This window comes from Flavobacterium microcysteis (assembly GCF_006385255.1).
GTDB classification, from domain to species: domain Bacteria; phylum Bacteroidota; class Bacteroidia; order Flavobacteriales; family Flavobacteriaceae; genus Flavobacterium; species Flavobacterium microcysteis.
Genome location: NZ_VFJE01000053.1, coordinates 57,484 through 73,503, shown reverse-complemented (window position 1 = coordinate 73,503; position 16,020 = coordinate 57,484). Strand labels below are relative to the sequence as shown.

The 16,020-nt window shown below is 36.0% G+C and carries 23 protein-coding genes and 1 tRNA gene; 8 read left to right on the top strand and 16 right to left on the bottom strand.

The window, feature by feature from the left end:
- Positions 1 to 24: 24 nt before the first annotated feature.
- Both FJA49_RS07510 and FJA49_RS07505 read right to left on the bottom strand, forming a co-directional pair.
- Complete coding sequence (locus FJA49_RS07510; protein ID WP_140000375.1) at positions 25 to 1,515, bottom strand: hypothetical protein; 1,491 nt, start codon at positions 1,513 to 1,515, stop codon at positions 25 to 27.
- On the bottom strand, positions 1,512 to 1,874 hold the full coding sequence (locus FJA49_RS07505; protein WP_140000374.1) for a winged helix-turn-helix transcriptional regulator: 363 nt from the start codon (positions 1,872 to 1,874) through the stop codon (positions 1,512 to 1,514). Before FJA49_RS07505 ends, FJA49_RS07510 begins: the two co-directional genes overlap by 4 nt.
- Before the next feature lie 102 nt (positions 1,875 to 1,976).
- Between FJA49_RS07505 and FJA49_RS07500 the strand changes: the two genes are divergently transcribed.
- Entirely contained in the window at positions 1,977 to 2,507 is a 531-nt protein-coding gene (locus tag FJA49_RS07500) for an NAD(P)H-dependent oxidoreductase (RefSeq protein WP_140000373.1), read from the top strand.
- A 3-nt stretch (positions 2,508 to 2,510) separates the two neighbouring features.
- Here the strand turns inward: FJA49_RS07500 and FJA49_RS07495 are convergent, their stop codons facing one another.
- From FJA49_RS07495 to FJA49_RS07460, 8 genes are all read right to left on the bottom strand, one after another.
- Entirely contained in the window at positions 2,511 to 3,326 is an 816-nt protein-coding gene (locus FJA49_RS07495; protein WP_140000629.1) for a helix-turn-helix domain-containing protein, read from the bottom strand.
- Between the two features lie 80 nt (positions 3,327 to 3,406).
- Positions 3,407 to 4,405: an SDR family NAD(P)-dependent oxidoreductase gene (locus FJA49_RS07490; RefSeq protein WP_140000372.1), complete on the bottom strand. Its 999-nt coding sequence runs from the start codon at positions 4,403 to 4,405 to the stop codon at positions 3,407 to 3,409.
- Between the two features lie 149 nt (positions 4,406 to 4,554).
- Positions 4,555 to 4,950, bottom strand: a complete 396-nt coding sequence (locus tag FJA49_RS07485; protein WP_140000371.1) for a DUF1398 domain-containing protein — start codon at positions 4,948 to 4,950, stop codon at positions 4,555 to 4,557.
- Between the two features lie 10 nt (positions 4,951 to 4,960).
- Positions 4,961 to 5,479 carry a DinB family protein gene (locus tag FJA49_RS07480; RefSeq protein WP_140000370.1) on the bottom strand — a complete coding sequence of 173 codons (519 nt, stop codon included), beginning with the start codon at positions 5,477 to 5,479 and terminating at the stop codon, positions 4,961 to 4,963.
- An 82-nt stretch (positions 5,480 to 5,561) separates the two neighbouring features.
- Positions 5,562 to 6,122, bottom strand: a complete 561-nt coding sequence (locus tag FJA49_RS07475) for a DUF4256 domain-containing protein (protein ID WP_140000369.1) — start codon at positions 6,120 to 6,122, stop codon at positions 5,562 to 5,564.
- 12 nt (positions 6,123 to 6,134) lie between these two features.
- Positions 6,135 to 6,518, bottom strand: a complete 384-nt coding sequence (locus tag FJA49_RS07470; protein WP_140000368.1) for a DoxX family protein — start codon at positions 6,516 to 6,518, stop codon at positions 6,135 to 6,137.
- A gap of 6 nt (positions 6,519 to 6,524) precedes the next feature.
- Entirely contained in the window at positions 6,525 to 6,992 is a 468-nt protein-coding gene (locus tag FJA49_RS07465; RefSeq protein ID WP_140000367.1) for an SRPBCC family protein, read from the bottom strand.
- Between the two features lie 3 nt (positions 6,993 to 6,995).
- Positions 6,996 to 7,319, bottom strand: coding sequence for an ArsR/SmtB family transcription factor (locus FJA49_RS07460; RefSeq protein ID WP_140000366.1), 324 nt, complete (start codon positions 7,317 to 7,319; stop codon positions 6,996 to 6,998).
- Positions 7,320 to 7,494: 175 nt separating this feature from the next.
- On the opposite strand from FJA49_RS07460, the gene FJA49_RS07455 reads away from it, so the two are divergent.
- Entirely contained in the window at positions 7,495 to 8,232 is a 738-nt protein-coding gene (locus FJA49_RS07455; RefSeq protein WP_140000365.1) for an NAD(P)-dependent oxidoreductase, read from the top strand.
- A gap of 46 nt (positions 8,233 to 8,278) precedes the next feature.
- On the opposite strand, the gene FJA49_RS07450 is transcribed toward FJA49_RS07455, so the two are convergent.
- The 3 genes from FJA49_RS07450 to FJA49_RS07440 all read right to left on the bottom strand — a co-directional run bounded on the left by FJA49_RS07450 (position 8,279) and on the right by FJA49_RS07440 (position 11,111).
- Positions 8,279 to 8,794: an N-acetyltransferase gene (locus FJA49_RS07450; protein ID WP_140000364.1), complete on the bottom strand. Its 516-nt coding sequence runs from the start codon at positions 8,792 to 8,794 to the stop codon at positions 8,279 to 8,281.
- Positions 8,795 to 8,880: 86 nt separating this feature from the next.
- Positions 8,881 to 10,287 carry an aminotransferase-like domain-containing protein gene (locus FJA49_RS07445; protein ID WP_140000363.1) on the bottom strand — a complete coding sequence of 469 codons (1,407 nt, stop codon included), beginning with the start codon at positions 10,285 to 10,287 and terminating at the stop codon, positions 8,881 to 8,883.
- Between the two features lie 20 nt (positions 10,288 to 10,307).
- Entirely contained in the window at positions 10,308 to 11,111 is an 804-nt protein-coding gene (locus FJA49_RS07440) for a hypothetical protein (RefSeq protein WP_140000362.1), read from the bottom strand.
- Positions 11,112 to 11,258: 147 nt separating this feature from the next.
- Here FJA49_RS07440 and FJA49_RS07435 point away from each other — a divergent pair, with 147 nt between their 5' ends.
- Positions 11,259 to 11,630 carry a VOC family protein gene (locus tag FJA49_RS07435; protein ID WP_140000361.1) on the top strand — a complete coding sequence of 124 codons (372 nt, stop codon included), beginning with the start codon at positions 11,259 to 11,261 and terminating at the stop codon, positions 11,628 to 11,630.
- Positions 11,631 to 11,682: 52 nt separating this feature from the next.
- Here FJA49_RS07435 and FJA49_RS07430 read toward each other — a convergent pair whose 3' ends face one another.
- Genes FJA49_RS07430 through FJA49_RS07420 form a run of 3 tightly spaced genes read right to left on the bottom strand, consistent with a single transcriptional unit; the run spans position 11,683 to position 13,063 of the window.
- Positions 11,683 to 12,231, bottom strand: coding sequence for a TPM domain-containing protein (locus FJA49_RS07430; protein ID WP_140000360.1), 549 nt, complete (start codon positions 12,229 to 12,231; stop codon positions 11,683 to 11,685).
- A gap of 56 nt (positions 12,232 to 12,287) precedes the next feature.
- Positions 12,288 to 12,764: a hypothetical protein gene (locus FJA49_RS07425; protein WP_140000359.1), complete on the bottom strand. Its 477-nt coding sequence runs from the start codon at positions 12,762 to 12,764 to the stop codon at positions 12,288 to 12,290.
- Complete coding sequence (locus tag FJA49_RS07420; protein WP_140000358.1) at positions 12,761 to 13,063, bottom strand: hypothetical protein; 303 nt, start codon at positions 13,061 to 13,063, stop codon at positions 12,761 to 12,763. Before FJA49_RS07420 ends, FJA49_RS07425 begins: the two co-directional genes overlap by 4 nt.
- 325 nt (positions 13,064 to 13,388) lie before the next feature.
- Between FJA49_RS07420 and idi the strand changes: the two genes are divergently transcribed.
- From idi to FJA49_RS07395, 5 genes are all read left to right on the top strand, one after another.
- Positions 13,389 to 13,916, top strand: coding sequence for an isopentenyl-diphosphate Delta-isomerase (gene idi, locus FJA49_RS07415; RefSeq protein ID WP_140000357.1), 528 nt, complete (start codon positions 13,389 to 13,391; stop codon positions 13,914 to 13,916).
- A 108-nt stretch (positions 13,917 to 14,024) separates the two neighbouring features.
- Positions 14,025 to 14,435 (top strand): 6-pyruvoyl trahydropterin synthase family protein, encoded by a 411-nt coding sequence (locus FJA49_RS07410; RefSeq protein WP_140000356.1) that lies wholly within the window; start codon positions 14,025 to 14,027, stop codon positions 14,433 to 14,435.
- An 85-nt stretch (positions 14,436 to 14,520) separates the two neighbouring features.
- Positions 14,521 to 15,486, top strand: a complete 966-nt coding sequence (locus FJA49_RS07405) for a type I phosphomannose isomerase catalytic subunit (protein ID WP_140000355.1) — start codon at positions 14,521 to 14,523, stop codon at positions 15,484 to 15,486.
- Between the two features lie 58 nt (positions 15,487 to 15,544).
- Positions 15,545 to 15,811, top strand: coding sequence for a hypothetical protein (locus FJA49_RS07400; protein ID WP_140000354.1), 267 nt, complete (start codon positions 15,545 to 15,547; stop codon positions 15,809 to 15,811).
- A gap of 78 nt (positions 15,812 to 15,889) precedes the next feature.
- Positions 15,890 to 15,963 (top strand) — tRNA-Thr (locus FJA49_RS07395).
- The last annotated feature ends 57 nt before the right edge of the window (positions 15,964 to 16,020 follow it).

Here is a 16,020-nt window from a genome sequence, read left to right as displayed (position 1 = left end):
GCCTGGAACAAAGTTAAAAAAACATCAATCAAGAGATTCTTTACCGTCCAGACTTAACCAGCCTTTTTGTCCATTTGATAATTCGAAACGGGCAAAGTTACCTTGAAAATCGCCCAGTTTCTTATAACGAAAGTCTTTTTGTAGTGGGAAGAACTGATACAAATCGTTTTTCCTGATTTTGTAATAAGGATAATTATAATCTACAGATTGCAGCTTTTGATGATTGCTAAATGTGGTGGAATCAAAATCTGTTTTGATAAAATGGCCCAAATAGTTCATTCCAAAAGTACCATCATTGTTTAAGAACCAGATGGTTTCGTAGTCAAAATTTACCAATTCGGTAATACGTGCTTTTTTGTCGGATTGGAAATGTGGTGTAAAATCATAAGGGCGGGCAATAGTATCGGTAGATTGTTGTTTAAAATAGAAAGCTTTTATGTTTTCTGTGTTGAGTAAAGAAATACTGTCAATAGTGGTGTTTGAATCTTCTCTACAAAAATTGTCAAAGTTTCTCGCTTTTAAAACGAAATGAGGTTCTTTTTTAATTGAGACCTCATAGAAATAATTTCTTTCAGGCGCTTCCAATAAAACGATTCCAAAGTCTATTTTCTTTTTAATTTCGGCTCCAGTCCAGTCCATTAATTTTAAGCGGTTGTTTTCAATTACCTGTAGGCTTCCTCTGTACTGTTTTACTGCCTTAAGTTTGGTTTTGTTTAGCTTTTTTAAAGCAAGGTTGTATAAGTCAATTGAGCCATTATCATAGCATCGGATTAGAGTGCCTAGTACTATAGAGTCATAACTTTTTGATATAAGTGTTTCGTTATAGCTGTTTTTTAGGATTACTTTCTTGTTGGATAACGAGTCTATTTTGAAAAAACTTTCTTCAAGATTAGGGAATGCATGGATAGAAAATTCAAATATCTCATTATTGGTAAGGACTAACTTTTCTGTTTTCAGCTCGGCAATAGGTTTACTGTACTGTTCAAATAGGTTTATTTTGTTTTTAGTGGGAATCAGATATACGTACTCATTATGGTAAGTGTAGATTATTTTTTTCTTTCCAAACAGAATGAAGATATATGGCATGTATTCAACCAGAGAAGTGTAGGTTGCTTCATTTTCTCGTTTGTTGGAAAAAATAGCAAAATAGTTGGGATTGAATTGGCAGAATTTATAGGAATCATCTTTATCTTCCTCGAATACAAATTGCAGCTTTTGCAGTTTTTTGAAATCATAACTGCCATCAATTTCATTATAAGTGATACTATTTTGTTTTTTAGAAAGAATTTTGACTTCCTCTTCCTTAATAGGACTTAAAGCCGAACTTATATTTTGTTTATTGCCAATAAAATCAACATTGATATCCAGTTTATAGAAAGAGTCATTTTTTTTGATAACAATTCCTTTTTCAGGATGGATAAACTGCAATTCGCCTTCCGTAATTGTATAGGTTTGCTGCCCATTGCATATGGGATGTATGAGAAGGCAAAAGAAGAATAGAAAAACTAATTTCATGGTTTCATTAGTTCTTTGTGCTTTCTTCCCCAATCTTCAAGTTCCCCGATTATAGTGCCTAGCTGATAGCCAATAGCGGTTAATTCATATTCTACTCTTGGCGGAACTTCTGCATAAACGGTGCGTGTGATGATTTTATTCTTTTCCAATTTACGCAACTGTAAAGTCAGCATACGTTCTGTGATAGTTGGCATGCATTTTTTTAATTCTCCGAATCTTAGTTTTCCATTAATCAGGTAACAGCATATCGCTAAAGTCCATTGTCCTCCAATGATGCCCGAAGCATATACTTCCAGACATTCATCTTCCAATAGCTTTTTGTTTTCGAAGTTGGTTGAAGTTTCCTTTATTTTAGTCATTACTTACCTTTTTGATAGTATCATACAATTGGTTGCTAATATACAGAATTAAGTGTAGTGCTTTACTTTTGTTCCAGATTTACAAATTAAGAAAATATAAAAATGAAAACATTAGTTGTGGTAATACACCCAAATATACAAGAATCTGTAATCAATAAAAGATGGATTGAAGAATTAGAAAAAAATCCAGAAGATTATTTTATCCATCGTTTATACGAAGTCTATCCCGATGAAAAAATTGATGTTGCTAAAGAGCAAAAGCTGATAGAATCCTTTGACAAGATTATATTCCAATTTCCTTTTTATTGGTTTAATTGTCCGCCGTTGTTTAAAAAATGGTTGGATGAAGTACTGACGTATGGTTGGGCGTACGGAAGTCAAAGCGGCTATAAGATGGCTGGTAAGAAAATAGCAATGGCATTATCCGTGGGAATAGACGAAGAAGAATATAGAGCCGACGGCAAATACAAGTATAACTTGCGAGAGCTGACGGCTCCTTTTGAACTGACTTTTGAATATATCAAGGCGGACTACCGCTACTTTTTTGCTTATTACGGAATTGAGCTCAATGCTTCTGACGAGTGGATTGAAAGGAGTGTGCCTGATTATATGAAGTTTTTAGAGACTCTGTAAATATTAAGCATTTTGCCGTTTCGTTAGCTCGGTTGGCGAATAGCCAAATTGCTTTTTAAAGGCATGTGAAAAATGCGATAGGTTTTCAAATCCAACTTCATAGCAGACATCAATTGGCTTTTTCTTCTTTTCGATAAATTGATAATGTGCCAGTTCCAATCGCTTTTGCGTAAGCCATCGTTGTGGTGTTGTATGAAATACTTTGCTAAAATCCCGTTTGAAAGTTGTCAGGCTGCGTCCTGTTAGGTACCCGAATTTTTCCAAAGGAAGATTAAACATAAAATTCTTTTCCATATAACCGGCAAGGTCAATTTTTCCGGGTTCTTCAAAATTAGTGAGCACATCATCTATTTTTTTGTCTATAGTGCGTAATATGCTTATGGCTTCTTTAATTTTTAATGAAGCAATATCTTCCGGTAAGGTTTCCATAGTAAAATAAGGAAGCAAGGAAGCCAGACAGCTTTCAAGCAATGGATGGTTACTGTAACTGTGTATTTTATGTGATTCTATAGCTTTTGGTTTGGTATTCAGTTCAGCATAAAAATCACGCAGTTTTTCAGTAGACAGATGCATCACTACCGTTTTATGCGGTTGCCCGTCTTTCGGATAATTGATGATGGTTGCAAGCTGGTTTCTTGGAATTAAAAAGATATCACCTTTTTTAAAATAATAAGTCGCATCAGCCTGCACAATTTTGGTTTCTCCAGAGATAAACCAAACCAGCATATGGTGGTCGAACATAATATCCGATTTGAAAAACTTGTCCTCATAACAGGAAAGCTTGATGTCGTCTGTAATGTATTTTGCCTGATATTCCATTGGAAGCCGTATTGCGTTTTGTGATAGCTGCGCCTTACAAAAATAAAAAGAATTGTCCATTTTAGGATGTAATAAAGATGTTACTCAGCAGGCTTGAAAGTAATGCCCGTCATTGTTTCACTTAAAGTCCATAAGCGTTTGGCATTGGATTCATCAATAGCATACGGTCTGACACCTTTGGTTATTCCTTCCTCCAGGGCTAAACCTGCAATATCACAATCTTCACAATATACGCCTCCCAGAATGTCAAGCATTGGGCTTGTAGCACACCATACGGTTGTAGCAGCTCCTTGAGGAATGGTTTTTAGTGCTGCAGCTACTTCTGGAAGTATAGTGCCGTTGGCATCACAATAGCCTAGTTTTTGGAATAGTTCTAATGGTGCTTCACGAGCCAGCTCCGTTCCGTTTATGGCTCCCGGATGAAGCGAATAGGCTCTTATGCCGAAGTCTTTGCCACGCTCGTCGAGTTCTAACGCAAACAAATTGCTTGCTGTTTTGGATTGTCCATAACTTAGCAAGGTTTCATACTCACGATTTAAAAAGTTAGGATCATCGAAATCAAAAGTTCCAAACTGATGTCCTTGTGAAGAAACATTCACAACTCTGGCTCCATTAGCTTTTTTTAGTGCCGGCCATAGTCTTGCTGTTAATTGAAATTGGGCAAGATAATTTGTAGCCAGTTGGGATTCATAACCACGATTGTCCCAACGCAATGGTACCCACATGATTCCGGCATTGTGAATAAGTAGATGTAATGGTCTTCCCGAAGCCAGAAATCTTGCTGCAAAGGCATCAATAGAATTAGTATCCATCAAATCCATCGCTTCTAATTCGATATTGGCAATACCCTCAAGATTTCTTTTTGCTTTTTCAATATCCCTAGCCGGAATAATAACGGTGGCTCCTGCATTAGCCAGTACTTTTGCGGTTTCAAGTCCGATACCTGTGTTGCCGCCCGTAACAATAGCGATTTTTCCTGTAAGGTCGATACCTTGGATAACTTCGGTTGCTGTGGAAGTTGCGCCAAATCCTGAATTTAGAGGTTGTTGCAATGCTCCCTGATAATTGTTCTGTCTCATTTGTATAAATTTTATTGATTTATGTTGAGACAAAATTAGGATGGATTGTATAGGGCAACTTTGTTTAAAAGTCCTGATTTACTTTGTTTAAACGTCCGATTTATTAGGCAATAAAAAAGCTGAAGTTTGGGCTTCAGCTTTGTGATTTCTTATTTCTTATTAGGTATTTGTTCTACCAATATTTCATTACCAGTCTTGTCGTAATAGGTACAGGACATTTTTTCGGTATCTACTTCCCATTTTTCAACACCAGACTCTGCACTCATAGCAATAAAAGTAATGTAGTCGGTTTGCCCTTGCTGGTGTGCTTTTAAGCCTGCTTTAAAGGATTCTATATCGCAGTTGTCTGCTACAGTCATATTTTCATATTTAGCCGAAGTTGTAATTTTATAATCATTGACACCATGATATTCGGAATGGCCGTCAGTGACATACACTTCGTAATAAGTTACGCCTAAAAATTTGATTTCTTGTATATAGGCTGGGAAGTCTGCACCTGATTTTACTTTGCTGTGGGCTTGTTTGATTTGTGCTTCGGAAAACATAATTATTGGTTTAAGCTAAGTTTTGTTCTGTTTGTCTCAAATGGTGTATTGCATGGTAGGCCATCAGGAAAAACATTTCCCTAACAGTCATAATACCCAACAATGGATGTGGCATGACAATCGTGTCCAGTTCTTCTTCGGTATAACCTGCCAATTGTTGTTGTATGAAGTCCAGAATTTGCTGTAGTTCTGCTGTTAATTCTGTCTTGGCTTCCGGCTGTACGGCTTCCGGCAGGAATTTTTCCGGAGCTTTTCCGCCTTTGGCAAGAGCTTCTTTATAATTGGCAATTACAGTATCATAATCCCAAAGTGGACGATCAATTTTTCCGAATTTTTGGATAAGGAATTCTTTTGAGGGCAGTGCTTTTGAAATCGGCAACAAGCAGAGATAAACATGGCTGAGTTGTTGTCCGGCTGTCCACTTGCCATTTTTGCTATGGAGAAATTGGTCGTCTGGCAAAGCATTTACATAATCGGCCAATTCCAGATGGTTGTTTTGGAATAAGGCAATAAGTTCTGATGTATTCATTGTTTTTGTTTTGCGTTGGTAGGAACAAAAATTCTGGTTTTGACGAAGTTATGAAATTAACCTATTTAATCAAAACACGCTTTTATACCTTTAAACAACCTCTAAATCCTCTGGCGGCATAATAGGATTCGGCACCATTATGATAAAGGAAAACTGTGTCATAGCGCCTGTCGCAAAAAAGGGCGCCGCCACGTTTTCGGATTTCTGCCGGAGTCTGAACCCAGCTTGATGTTTTGATATCGAACACGCCTAATTTCTGTAATTCACGGTATTGTTCTTCAGTAAGGATTTCAATACCCATAGCATCTGCCATGGCTATGGCGCTGTCTTTTGGTTTGTGTTCTTTTCTGGATTCTAATGCTTGTTGGTCATAACAAATGCTTCGACGCCCTTTTGGACTTTCCGCTGCACAGTCGAAAAAAATATATTCACCTGTTTTTTTATCAAACCCCACAACATCAGGTTCGCCACCCGTTTCTTCCATTTCGTCTAGCGACCAAAGCTTTTCAGGATTGGCTTCTAATTTTGCTTGTATGTCGGCCCATTTCATGCCCTTATGTCGGTTTGTATTTTTTTCAAAACGGGTTCTCAATATGCCCATTAGCGTCTCGCTTTGTGACTCTGATAATTTCTTTTTATCCATGACTTGATATTTTTAGGATTTGACAGTAATTGTTTTTCTATTGGCTGGCCTAAAATACCAGGATGTCAGTGTCAATACCAATAGCAATAATGGAGGAAAGCGCTCTTTTACAGGATCGTGTAATGCAATATGTGAAAATATTGCTCCCGACATAGCAAAAAAGAATCCCGCATAGGTCCATTCCTTTAGTAACGTAAATTTAGGGATAAGTATAGCAATCACACCCAAAATTTTCCAGGTTCCCAGAATAGTGAGAAAATAGGAGGGATACCCTAAATGTGTCATCATTTCCGTTTCTTCTTTTACACCTAATAATTGTACAATTCCGGTTGAAGCCATTCCTAATGCCAGCCAGAGTGTCGAAATCCAATAAATAATTTTATTTCTCTTTTCCATTTTCTGTTATTTTAAATTAGCTGCCACGTTTTGGAGTCGGTCGTGAGCCATGTTGATTCCTTGTGCAAAAGGAAGTTGCAATATTTGATTTCTAACATCTACAGATTTGTATATGACATGCATTGTAAGCTTGCTGGTAGTGTCGGTCAATTTTTCAAATTCTAGGTATTCGAGCTGTATTGGAAAAGGGGTATTTTCCATTTCAAATGTGCGGGTAATTTTTTGGTTTGGTATGAATTCATGGATAGTTCCGTTTGATCTAAAAACCACGTTCCCATGTGGGTCTGATGTTTCAAACTGGTAGCTCCCATGCTTTTTATTTTCAAGCTTTACTACTTTTGTTCCCATCCATTGGGCTACGATTTCAGCTTCTTCATAAGCTTTAAAAAGCAATTCCAGCGGCAAGTCAAATTCCCGGGTAATCAGCAGTTCCTGTTTGCCTTCTTCGGCATTGATTTTTGTTTTTCGTTCCATTTCTTATTTTTTTGATTGGTAGGCTTTCATTATGTCTTCCAGTTTATTGAACCTGTCATCCCACATTTTTTGGAACGGTTCGATAAAGTCGGCTATTTCTTTTAGCTTGTTCGGGTTGAGATGATAATACATTTCCCTTCCATTCTGTTCCTGGTTGAGTAGTTCACATTCTGTAAGTATTTGCAAATGCTTCGATACCGTAGGTCGTGCCGTATCAAAATTGGATGCAATTGCTCCAGCAGTCATGGATTGGGTAGATAATAATAGCAGTATAGCCCTTCTGGTAGGATCTGCTATTGCCTGAAAAACATCTCGTCTTAAATTCATTATGAAGTTATTTGACTACAAATATATATGAAGTCATTTAGCTACACAAGTTTTTTTCTGTAAAAGATGCAAATAACAAAACAGCCAGGACCATAATTCCTAGTTATCTTTAAATGTCTTATTTTAGTAAACCCAATAGTAATAAGGCTATTAATAAAAGGTAATACGTTAAAATATGACAACATTAGTAGTTGGTGCAAGCGGAGCAACTGGAAAACTATTGGTTGAGCAATTATTAAAATCCGGTCAAAGTGTGAAGGCAATCGTGCGATTTTCCAGCTCTATTCCTGAAACATGGAAAAGTAATGACAGACTCACAATAATTAAAGTAGATGCGATTGAAACCATCAGTATTGATGAGATGATGGCATATCTCAAAGATTGTCAGTCGGTGGCTTCTTGTCTTGGACATAATCTAAGCTTTAAAGGGATTTATGGAAAGCCAAGAAGGCTGGTTGCTGATATGGTTGAACTGCTTTGTCAGGCTATTATTAAAAACGCACCGGAGAAGCCATTAAGACTGGTCTTGATGAATACGGCCGGAAATAGCAACAGAGATTTGAATGAACGCATTTCTATTGGGCAGAAAATAGTGATAGGCCTGCTTCGATTGCTTTTGCCTCCGCATGTTGATAATGAAAAAGCAACCGATTATCTGAGAATAAAAATAGGACAGAAAAATCCTTTTGTTGAATGGGCGGCAGTACGTCCTGACAGCCTGATTGATATTGAAAATGTAACTGCGTATTCGGCACATACATCTCCAACAAGAAGTGCCCTATTTGACTCAGGAAAGGTAAGCCGTAGTAACGTAGCGCATTTTATGAGCCAATTACTACTTGATGATAAGGCATGGAAAAAATGGAAAGGACAGATGCCAGTACTTTACAACGATGCAATAGAAGAAAAGTAAATTATACTGTTTATAAGCGGCCAATTTACTTATGTGTTACCTCCAGTTAAAGATTATTTCTGGTTAGAAATATAGAAGGCAAGGGAAGTTCCTCATGCTGATAAACCTCATTCTGCATTACAAATCCTTCAGACTCAAAAAAAGCGATCAAAGGATTTTCTTTATATTCATGTACCCAAAGTCCGTTATAAGATTTGCTGATAGCTAAGCATTTTTCGAGTAATGAAAGCCTAACAGTCGTATCGTTATACTTTTCGAGTATTCCAAAATCGGCAATTCTCATCATTCGTGCCTCTTCCTGATTTTTTGGTTTCCTTCCATTTGAAGTAATATAGGCATAACCTGCCGGTGTATCTCCTACATAAACAACCAACCATTGATTTGACATGCTATTCATTTCAGCAATCAGGTTCTTGTCGTTGAACTTTTTTTCGATATAGTCTTCGAGCTGTTGAGGTTCTACTAATGATGCGAATTTTTCTGCTGCTATCTCTTTGGCTAATGTAGCCACGATACCTCTGCCTTGTTCTGTGGCGATTATGAATTTTGTAATGATTTCCATTTCTCTTTCTGTTGGTAAATATGCAAAATTAGAGAGGTTTTTGAGATGTATGTCAGTACAAAATCGGAAACAATCGTCGGTACAGATTAGCGGGTGAGCTGTCCTGCTTGTTTAATGGCTTCAATTCTTTTAGGCGTATAGGTATCTGCAAACACGACTCTGAAATAGTTGGGAAAAGTATCTGAAAATGAAAAAGTATAGCCAGGTGTAAACCGTACACCAATTTTTTCACATTGGGCATAAAAATTGTCCATGTCTGTAGTGTCTGGCATTTTTACCCAAATGGAGTAGCCTCCGGTAGGAACTGTCATAGAAGTGCCGTCAGGGAAGTTTTCATTAAGTAAGTCTAAAGTGAAATCGGAATTTTTTTTCAGTTGCTTTCGAAATGCTATAAGGTGCCTATCGTAACTGCTTGTTGATAGCAAGCGATTGACTGTTTCTTGATAAATAGGAGAAACGGTGCTGCCTAAAGAAAATTTAATCTGCTCAGCTCTTTGGACAAATTTGCCTGCCGACAGCCATCCAAGTCTAATGCCAGGAGCAAGAGTCTTGGCATAAGAAGAATAGGTCATGACAAGGCCGCTATCATCAAAACTTTTAATCGTAGTTGGCCGGATTCCGCTAAAATGTAGGTCACCATAGATGTCATTTTCGATAAGTGTAATTTCATAGTCCTGCACAACGGAGAGCAAAGCCCTTTTCTTCTCATCTGTCAGCGAAATGCCTGTAGGATTATGAAAATTAGGAGTCAGGAGAACAGCTCTTATCTTGTTTTTTGCGCATGCTTTTTTTAAAAAGTCAATGTCAAAGCCGTTTTCTCTATCTATAGGAATTTCTATAACTTTTAGGTTGAGTACCCGAATTACTTCCAGCATAGAAAAGATACACGGGCTTTCAACAGCAACCACATCTCCGGCACTGCATACGGAAGCCAGCGCTATATATAATGCTTGTAGGGCACCATCTGTAATAAGCAGTTCGTCCGGATTAAGGATGGTCTTATATCCAGCAGCACGTTTGATAATATTTTCTTTTAAGTCGGGCAACCCGTTTGACGGATAATAGCGCAACAAGCTCGCTCCCTGTTCGCGGATTACCTGCTGCATGGTACGCAATATTAGTTTTTGAGGAACTAATAGGTCGCCTGGTGTTGTAACATTAAATTCGGAGAGTTTCCGTCCTTTTCGCAGCGAAGTAATAGAGGCAAGATTGTTCTCAAACAAGGCATCCCTGATTATAGGAGTATGGCTTGTTTTAATTGACTCTTGAGATTTGCCAAATTGACGACTAACATAGTATCCTGATTTTGGAACGCTTTCTACCAATCCTTGGATGATGAGGTATTCGTAGCCATTTTGTACCGAACTTGTGCTTAGCTGGTATTTATCTTTTAATTCACGTACCGAAGGCAGTTTGTGCCCCGGCTTGTAAATGCCCTCACGTATGTTTTTTTCTAAAGGCGAGGTAAAGATTTCAAATTTATACGATTTCATACAGCTAGATTGGCAAGCTTTTATTCATAAAACTCTTTGAGAATATAATTTTGCTTGTTTAATTTTTTTAATTCTTTAATCAGATAATAGCGATGCAGGAAACCGGTTAGGACAACTATTTTTGTACCAGGATATTGCTGGGCTATGTTGTAGATATTCTGGGCCATGGTTTTGTTCCTGAGATCCCAAAAATCTGACATCTTCTTGAAACCATCTTTATAGCTTATCTTTTCTCCATTGGGTTTTGTGACATATCTCTTTGAAAATTCAGGTCTGTTGTCAGTTATCTTCAAGAGTTCATGATATTGGGAATTTTGTCTTTTTTCAGCAATACGATCTGTTGACGAATTATTGAATTTTTCTGGTGTTCCTTCCGCAATCTTTATAAGCTCTTGTGTGAGTGCATTGAAGGTTTCGTATATTTTTGATTCCTTGGAAGTTAGTTGCTTGGCTTTGTAAAGACTGTCGATCAGTTTGACTGAAAGATTATCTGTTGGCACCATACCATGGTCTTTGCGGTATTGGTTTCTTCCTTCAAATTCAAAAGGAAGCCTTAAGGTATTAGGATTTTTTTTTGAATAAAGAGTGCTGGCCCTGATCTCATTTTCTGTAAGACCATTGCCTTTGGCATAGTCTTCCATTCCTTTTTTGTCAACTTCATGCAATATGATATCGGGTCCTATCTTATCTAACATGGTCAGAAGTATTTTTGGATGATAGTTGGGAACACTGTCATGTATGTTACCAATTACATATATTTCGGTTTTTTGAGCTGAACAGATAGCCGTTACAGTAATAAGAAGGATTGAAAAGATTTGTTTCATGGCATAAAATTAGGAAATAAAAAAAGAATTGAAACCTTATTATGATGTTCGTTATTATGATGTTCGTTTGGTTTATCGAAATATTGGATGAAATGTATATATTTATAAAAAAACAATCAGCTTAGTCTGTATTAAAAAAGATAACAAATGAAACTAGGTGCATTTTCAATCAGCTTGAGTGTTAAGGATATTCATGCTTCTAAAAAATTTTACGAGACTCTTGGCTTTACTGCTTTTGGAGGAGATATTTCACACAATTGGCTTATCCTAAAAAACGGAGATACAATCATCGGGTTGTTTCAAGGAATGTTTGAAGGAAATCTGATGACATTTAATCCTGGTTGGGACCAAAATGCTCAAAAGCTCAATGATTTTGAAGATGTAAGAGAGATACAGAAAAGCCTGAAAGCATCAGGCCTGTCTTTGATTAGCGAAGCCGATGAAGCAACAACCGGTCCGGCGAGTTTGATGATTGCCGATCCTGATGGTAATATGATTTTATTAGATCAACATGTTTAATAGTAAGAATAAATAAATGATGTAATGCCTTTTTGATAGTATTAAACAGGCATTACATTTTGTTTTTCAGAATCCGCATTATTTCTTTTAATCCTGATAATGTTCCATTAAAATACTCTTCTTTTTTGAAATAGGGGATGAAATTGTTGTCAATAACCAACTGTGTTTCTTCGTTTGTGAATATTTTTTCAGTTCCATTTCCATTCTGTATTCTCATCTTCCTGTAACCTTTTGAAATGGCAATTAAGATTCCATTGTCCTTAAAACGCTTTCCAACTCCCCAAGTTTTGGCAATATGCAGAGATAGATCTTCAAATTTATCTTCTTCAACTCTTATCGTGTCAATTGTGACAATTGCTATCTCGAAAGAAGTTTCTTTCTCAAAATTATCAATGAGGGTAGTAAGCTCTGTTTTTTGGCCAGTAGTATATAAATTTTCATAATCATTTACCCATTTTTGATATCTGGGAGGATTATTCCAAAATAGATTTCTAAAGAGTTCAATAGATTTTGTTTTTAACGAATCAATGTTTTCTGTTTTCTCTTGTGACCAAACACTAGTTGAAAATAAGAAAATAATGATAACAAGAATCCTTTTCATGCTTTTGTACTATATGATGTTAGAATAAAAGATCTTTATAATGTCTTTTAAATGGGTTATTCAAATTTAGAGATGACCTTGTTTTTATCTGTTAAAAAGATATTTATTTTATTGTAATTATTAAAAAGGATTACCTGTTTGCCAAACCTACTCATAGCCTGGAATGGCCAAAGAGTTCCGTTATCTATATGGATTAACATTCCTGAAATATTTTCATGGTGCAAATAGTAGAAGTTTTCTTTATCTACGAATACCAGCAATGACATTGGATCAATATAGGTGTAATAGTAGTAATCTTTGATTTTGAATAGGCGCTTTTCTGAACTGTAATAAGATCCTACCTCGAATAGAAATTCATTATTACTCCAATAAAGTTCAATTTTAGAACCTTTTTCTAGATCTATTTTTGTTTTTTCGTTTATTATTTCTCCTACAAGATCAGATTTACTTGAAGTAATCTGATCAAACAATTTTTTAGGGATAATACTTACGGGGTAGATATATGGGTTCTCATCTTCCCGGCCATCTATCACAAATTTTTTTTCTCTAATTTATGGTTTAAAGATTTACGGTTTTGGATTGAGTATTCAACTAATTTTAATACTTGTTCAATATCAATACTATTAGCATTTATTCTTATCGAGATTCCATAATTTTTTTTATTTAAATTTGTTTCATCTAGGTTGTAATATTCCTTATGGGCTTTGACATAATCAAAAGGTCTAAAATCGTGGTTATCATCAATAGTGAATTTGAGATTTGTGTTGTTGTTTTCAAACGTATAAATTTCCTCCGGTAAACGATCTCCATAATCGTTGACGTATTCAATCAACAAAGTATCTTTATAATTGAGTCTCTTTGATAGTTTCTCAGACAGTTTCCCTATCACTCTTATTTTTTCAATTTCAGAATATTCAAAACCTGTTTTTAAATAAACGTGACGTTGCCATAAGTTTCTACAATATACATGTTTTTATGAGCAAAGAGGTTGTTTGAAAATATCAGAAATACTATATAGATAAAAAGTCTTTGTTTCATATGCAATTTGAATTATATCCCAAATATATTCAAAATCATATAACTCATGAAAAAGCTCTAATAATTATTGATTTCACAAGGCCGTTTCTTTTTCGTATTTTTGTCAGGTATACAAAGTTATGATAGAAGAAAAAGTAATATTGGTTAATGAGCGTGATGAGCAGATTGGATTAATGCCAAAACTGGAAGCTCATGAAAAAGCGCAGCTCCACAGAGCATTTTCGATTTTTATACTGAATTCAAAAAATGAAGTAATGCTCCAGCAGCGTGCTTCACAGAAATACCATTCGCCATTGTTGTGGACAAACACCTGTTGCAGTCATCAGCGTGAAGGTGAAAGCAATATTCAGGCAGGAAACCGCCGACTTATGGAGGAAATGGGTTTTTCAACAGAACTGAAAGAACTGTTTCATTTTATCTATAAAGCGCCGTTTGACAATGGCTTGACAGAACATGAATTGGATCATGTAATGGTTGGCTATTTTGATGGAGAACCCGAAATCAATCCTGAAGAAGTAGAAAACTGGAAATGGATGGATATTGATGCAATCAAAGATGACATGCAGGTGAATCCGGAAAAATATACAGTGTGGTTCAAGATTATTTTTGATGAATTTTATCACTTTCTTGAAGAACATAAGTTGTAAAGTTGAAAGTTGAAAGTCGAAAGTTGAAAGTCGAAAGTTGAAAGTCAAAAAGGCACAAATCAAAAATCCTAAATCAAAAATCACAAATAATAGAATAATACTTCCAAGATGAGAGTAACTGTCAGCAGAAAAGCCCATTTTAACGCCGCACACCGCTTATATCGTAAAGATTGGTCGGATGAAAAAAACGATTCGGTTTTTGGGAAGTGCAACAATCCTAATTTTCATGGACATAATTATGAATTGATTGTTAGCGTGACTGGAAAAATCAATCCTGATACGGGCTATGTGATCGATATCAAGGATTTGGCCGATATTATTCTTGATGAGGTTGAAAAACCTTTTGATCATAAAAACCTGAATTTAGATGTGCCAGAATTCTTAGACTTGAATCCGACAGCCGAAAATATTGTTGTTGTTATCTGGAATAAGATCAGAAAAAGAATTGATACCGATAAAGATCTGGAAGTTATTCTTTATGAAACTCCACGAAATTTTGTGAGTTATAAAGGAGAATAGGACGAACTAGAAATCATATAAGCTATTTCAAAAATAGTAGTACAAGCAAGATTGGGAATTTCTGTAATTTGTTTCCAAAAAAATTATGAGTCTACATATATATCCGCTGGTTTTTGAACCGATACTAAAAGAGCGTATCTGGGGAGGAACGAAGCTCAAAACCGTTTTCGATAAGCCGATACAGTCAGAGACAACAGGCGAAAGCTGGGAACTATCTACTGTTCCGGGTGATATTAGCCGTATTGCTGTAGGCGAATACAAAGGAAAATTGCTTTCGGAATTGATTTCGCAATATCCCGAAGAAATTCTTGGTAAAACAGTACACAGAAAGTTTGGTACAGAATTCCCTTTGCTATTTAAGTTTATCGATGCTAAAGATGACTTGTCAATTCAGGTGCATCCAAATGATGAACTTGCCAAAAAGCGTCATAATTCCTTTGGGAAAACAGAAATGTGGTATGTGATGCAGGCAGATGAAAATGCAAAAATTGTGGTAGGTTTTAAAGAAAAGTCAAGCAAGGAAAAGTATTTGAAAAACCTTGAAAACAAGACGCTATTGTCAATCTTAGAAGAAATCACTGTAAAAAAAGGTGATGTCTTTTTTTTAGAAACAGGAACAATCCATGCCATCGGAGCCGGAATTGTAATTGCTGAAATCCAGCAAACTTCTGATATTACCTATAGAGTTTATGATTGGGATAGAGTTGATGCAGAAGGAAAATCGAGAGAACTTCATATTGATCTGGCGCTGGATGCAATTAATTATGATAGGACTGATACAAAGAGAACCTACACCCAAGAAGAAAATAAAAGCAATCCGGTAGTGATATGCCCTTATTTTACTACCGATTATTTGCCGCTTAACGGTAAGATAGAAATAAAGAAACAGCATGAATCTTTTACGGTTTATATGTGTATGGAAGGTGATTTTAAAGTAAAATACAACGAAACAGTATGGGATTATAAAAAAGGAGATACGGTATTGTTGCCCGCTGCAATGCAAGAGTATGAATTAGAAGGGCAGGCTGTACTTTTAGAAATTTATATTTAATAGCCTCAAATAGAAAGATTATGCTTAATTTTGCAGACGCAAATTAAAATTTAAAAAAATGGCAAACGTTAGGAATTTAAAGAAAGACATCAATTACGTATTAGGAGACATTATTGAAGCAGTATATATCTGGGAAATGTCAACAACAGGAAAACCAACTGAAGCTTCTGAAGCTTTGATTGATGAGGCAATTGTTGCTTTTGATTCTTTGATCGCAAAAGTGAACGCAAAAAATGTAGAAAATAAAAAAGCACATTTCAAGCAAATCAATGTAGAATTAGAACAAACTGCTAATCAATTGGTTGCTAAAATTAACGCTTTGTAGTCTAAAAAAAGATAAAAAAAGTGCAGATTTTTTTTGGAAAATTAAAATTCAGAACTATATTTGCACCCGTATTGAGATGCCGGTGTAGCTCAGCTGGCTAGAGCAGCTGATTTGTAATCAGCAGGTCGTGGGTTCGAGTCCCTCTATCGGCTCAATAAGAAAAACCATCCGAAAGGATGGTTTTTTGTTTTTAAGAGATTTTGGATTTT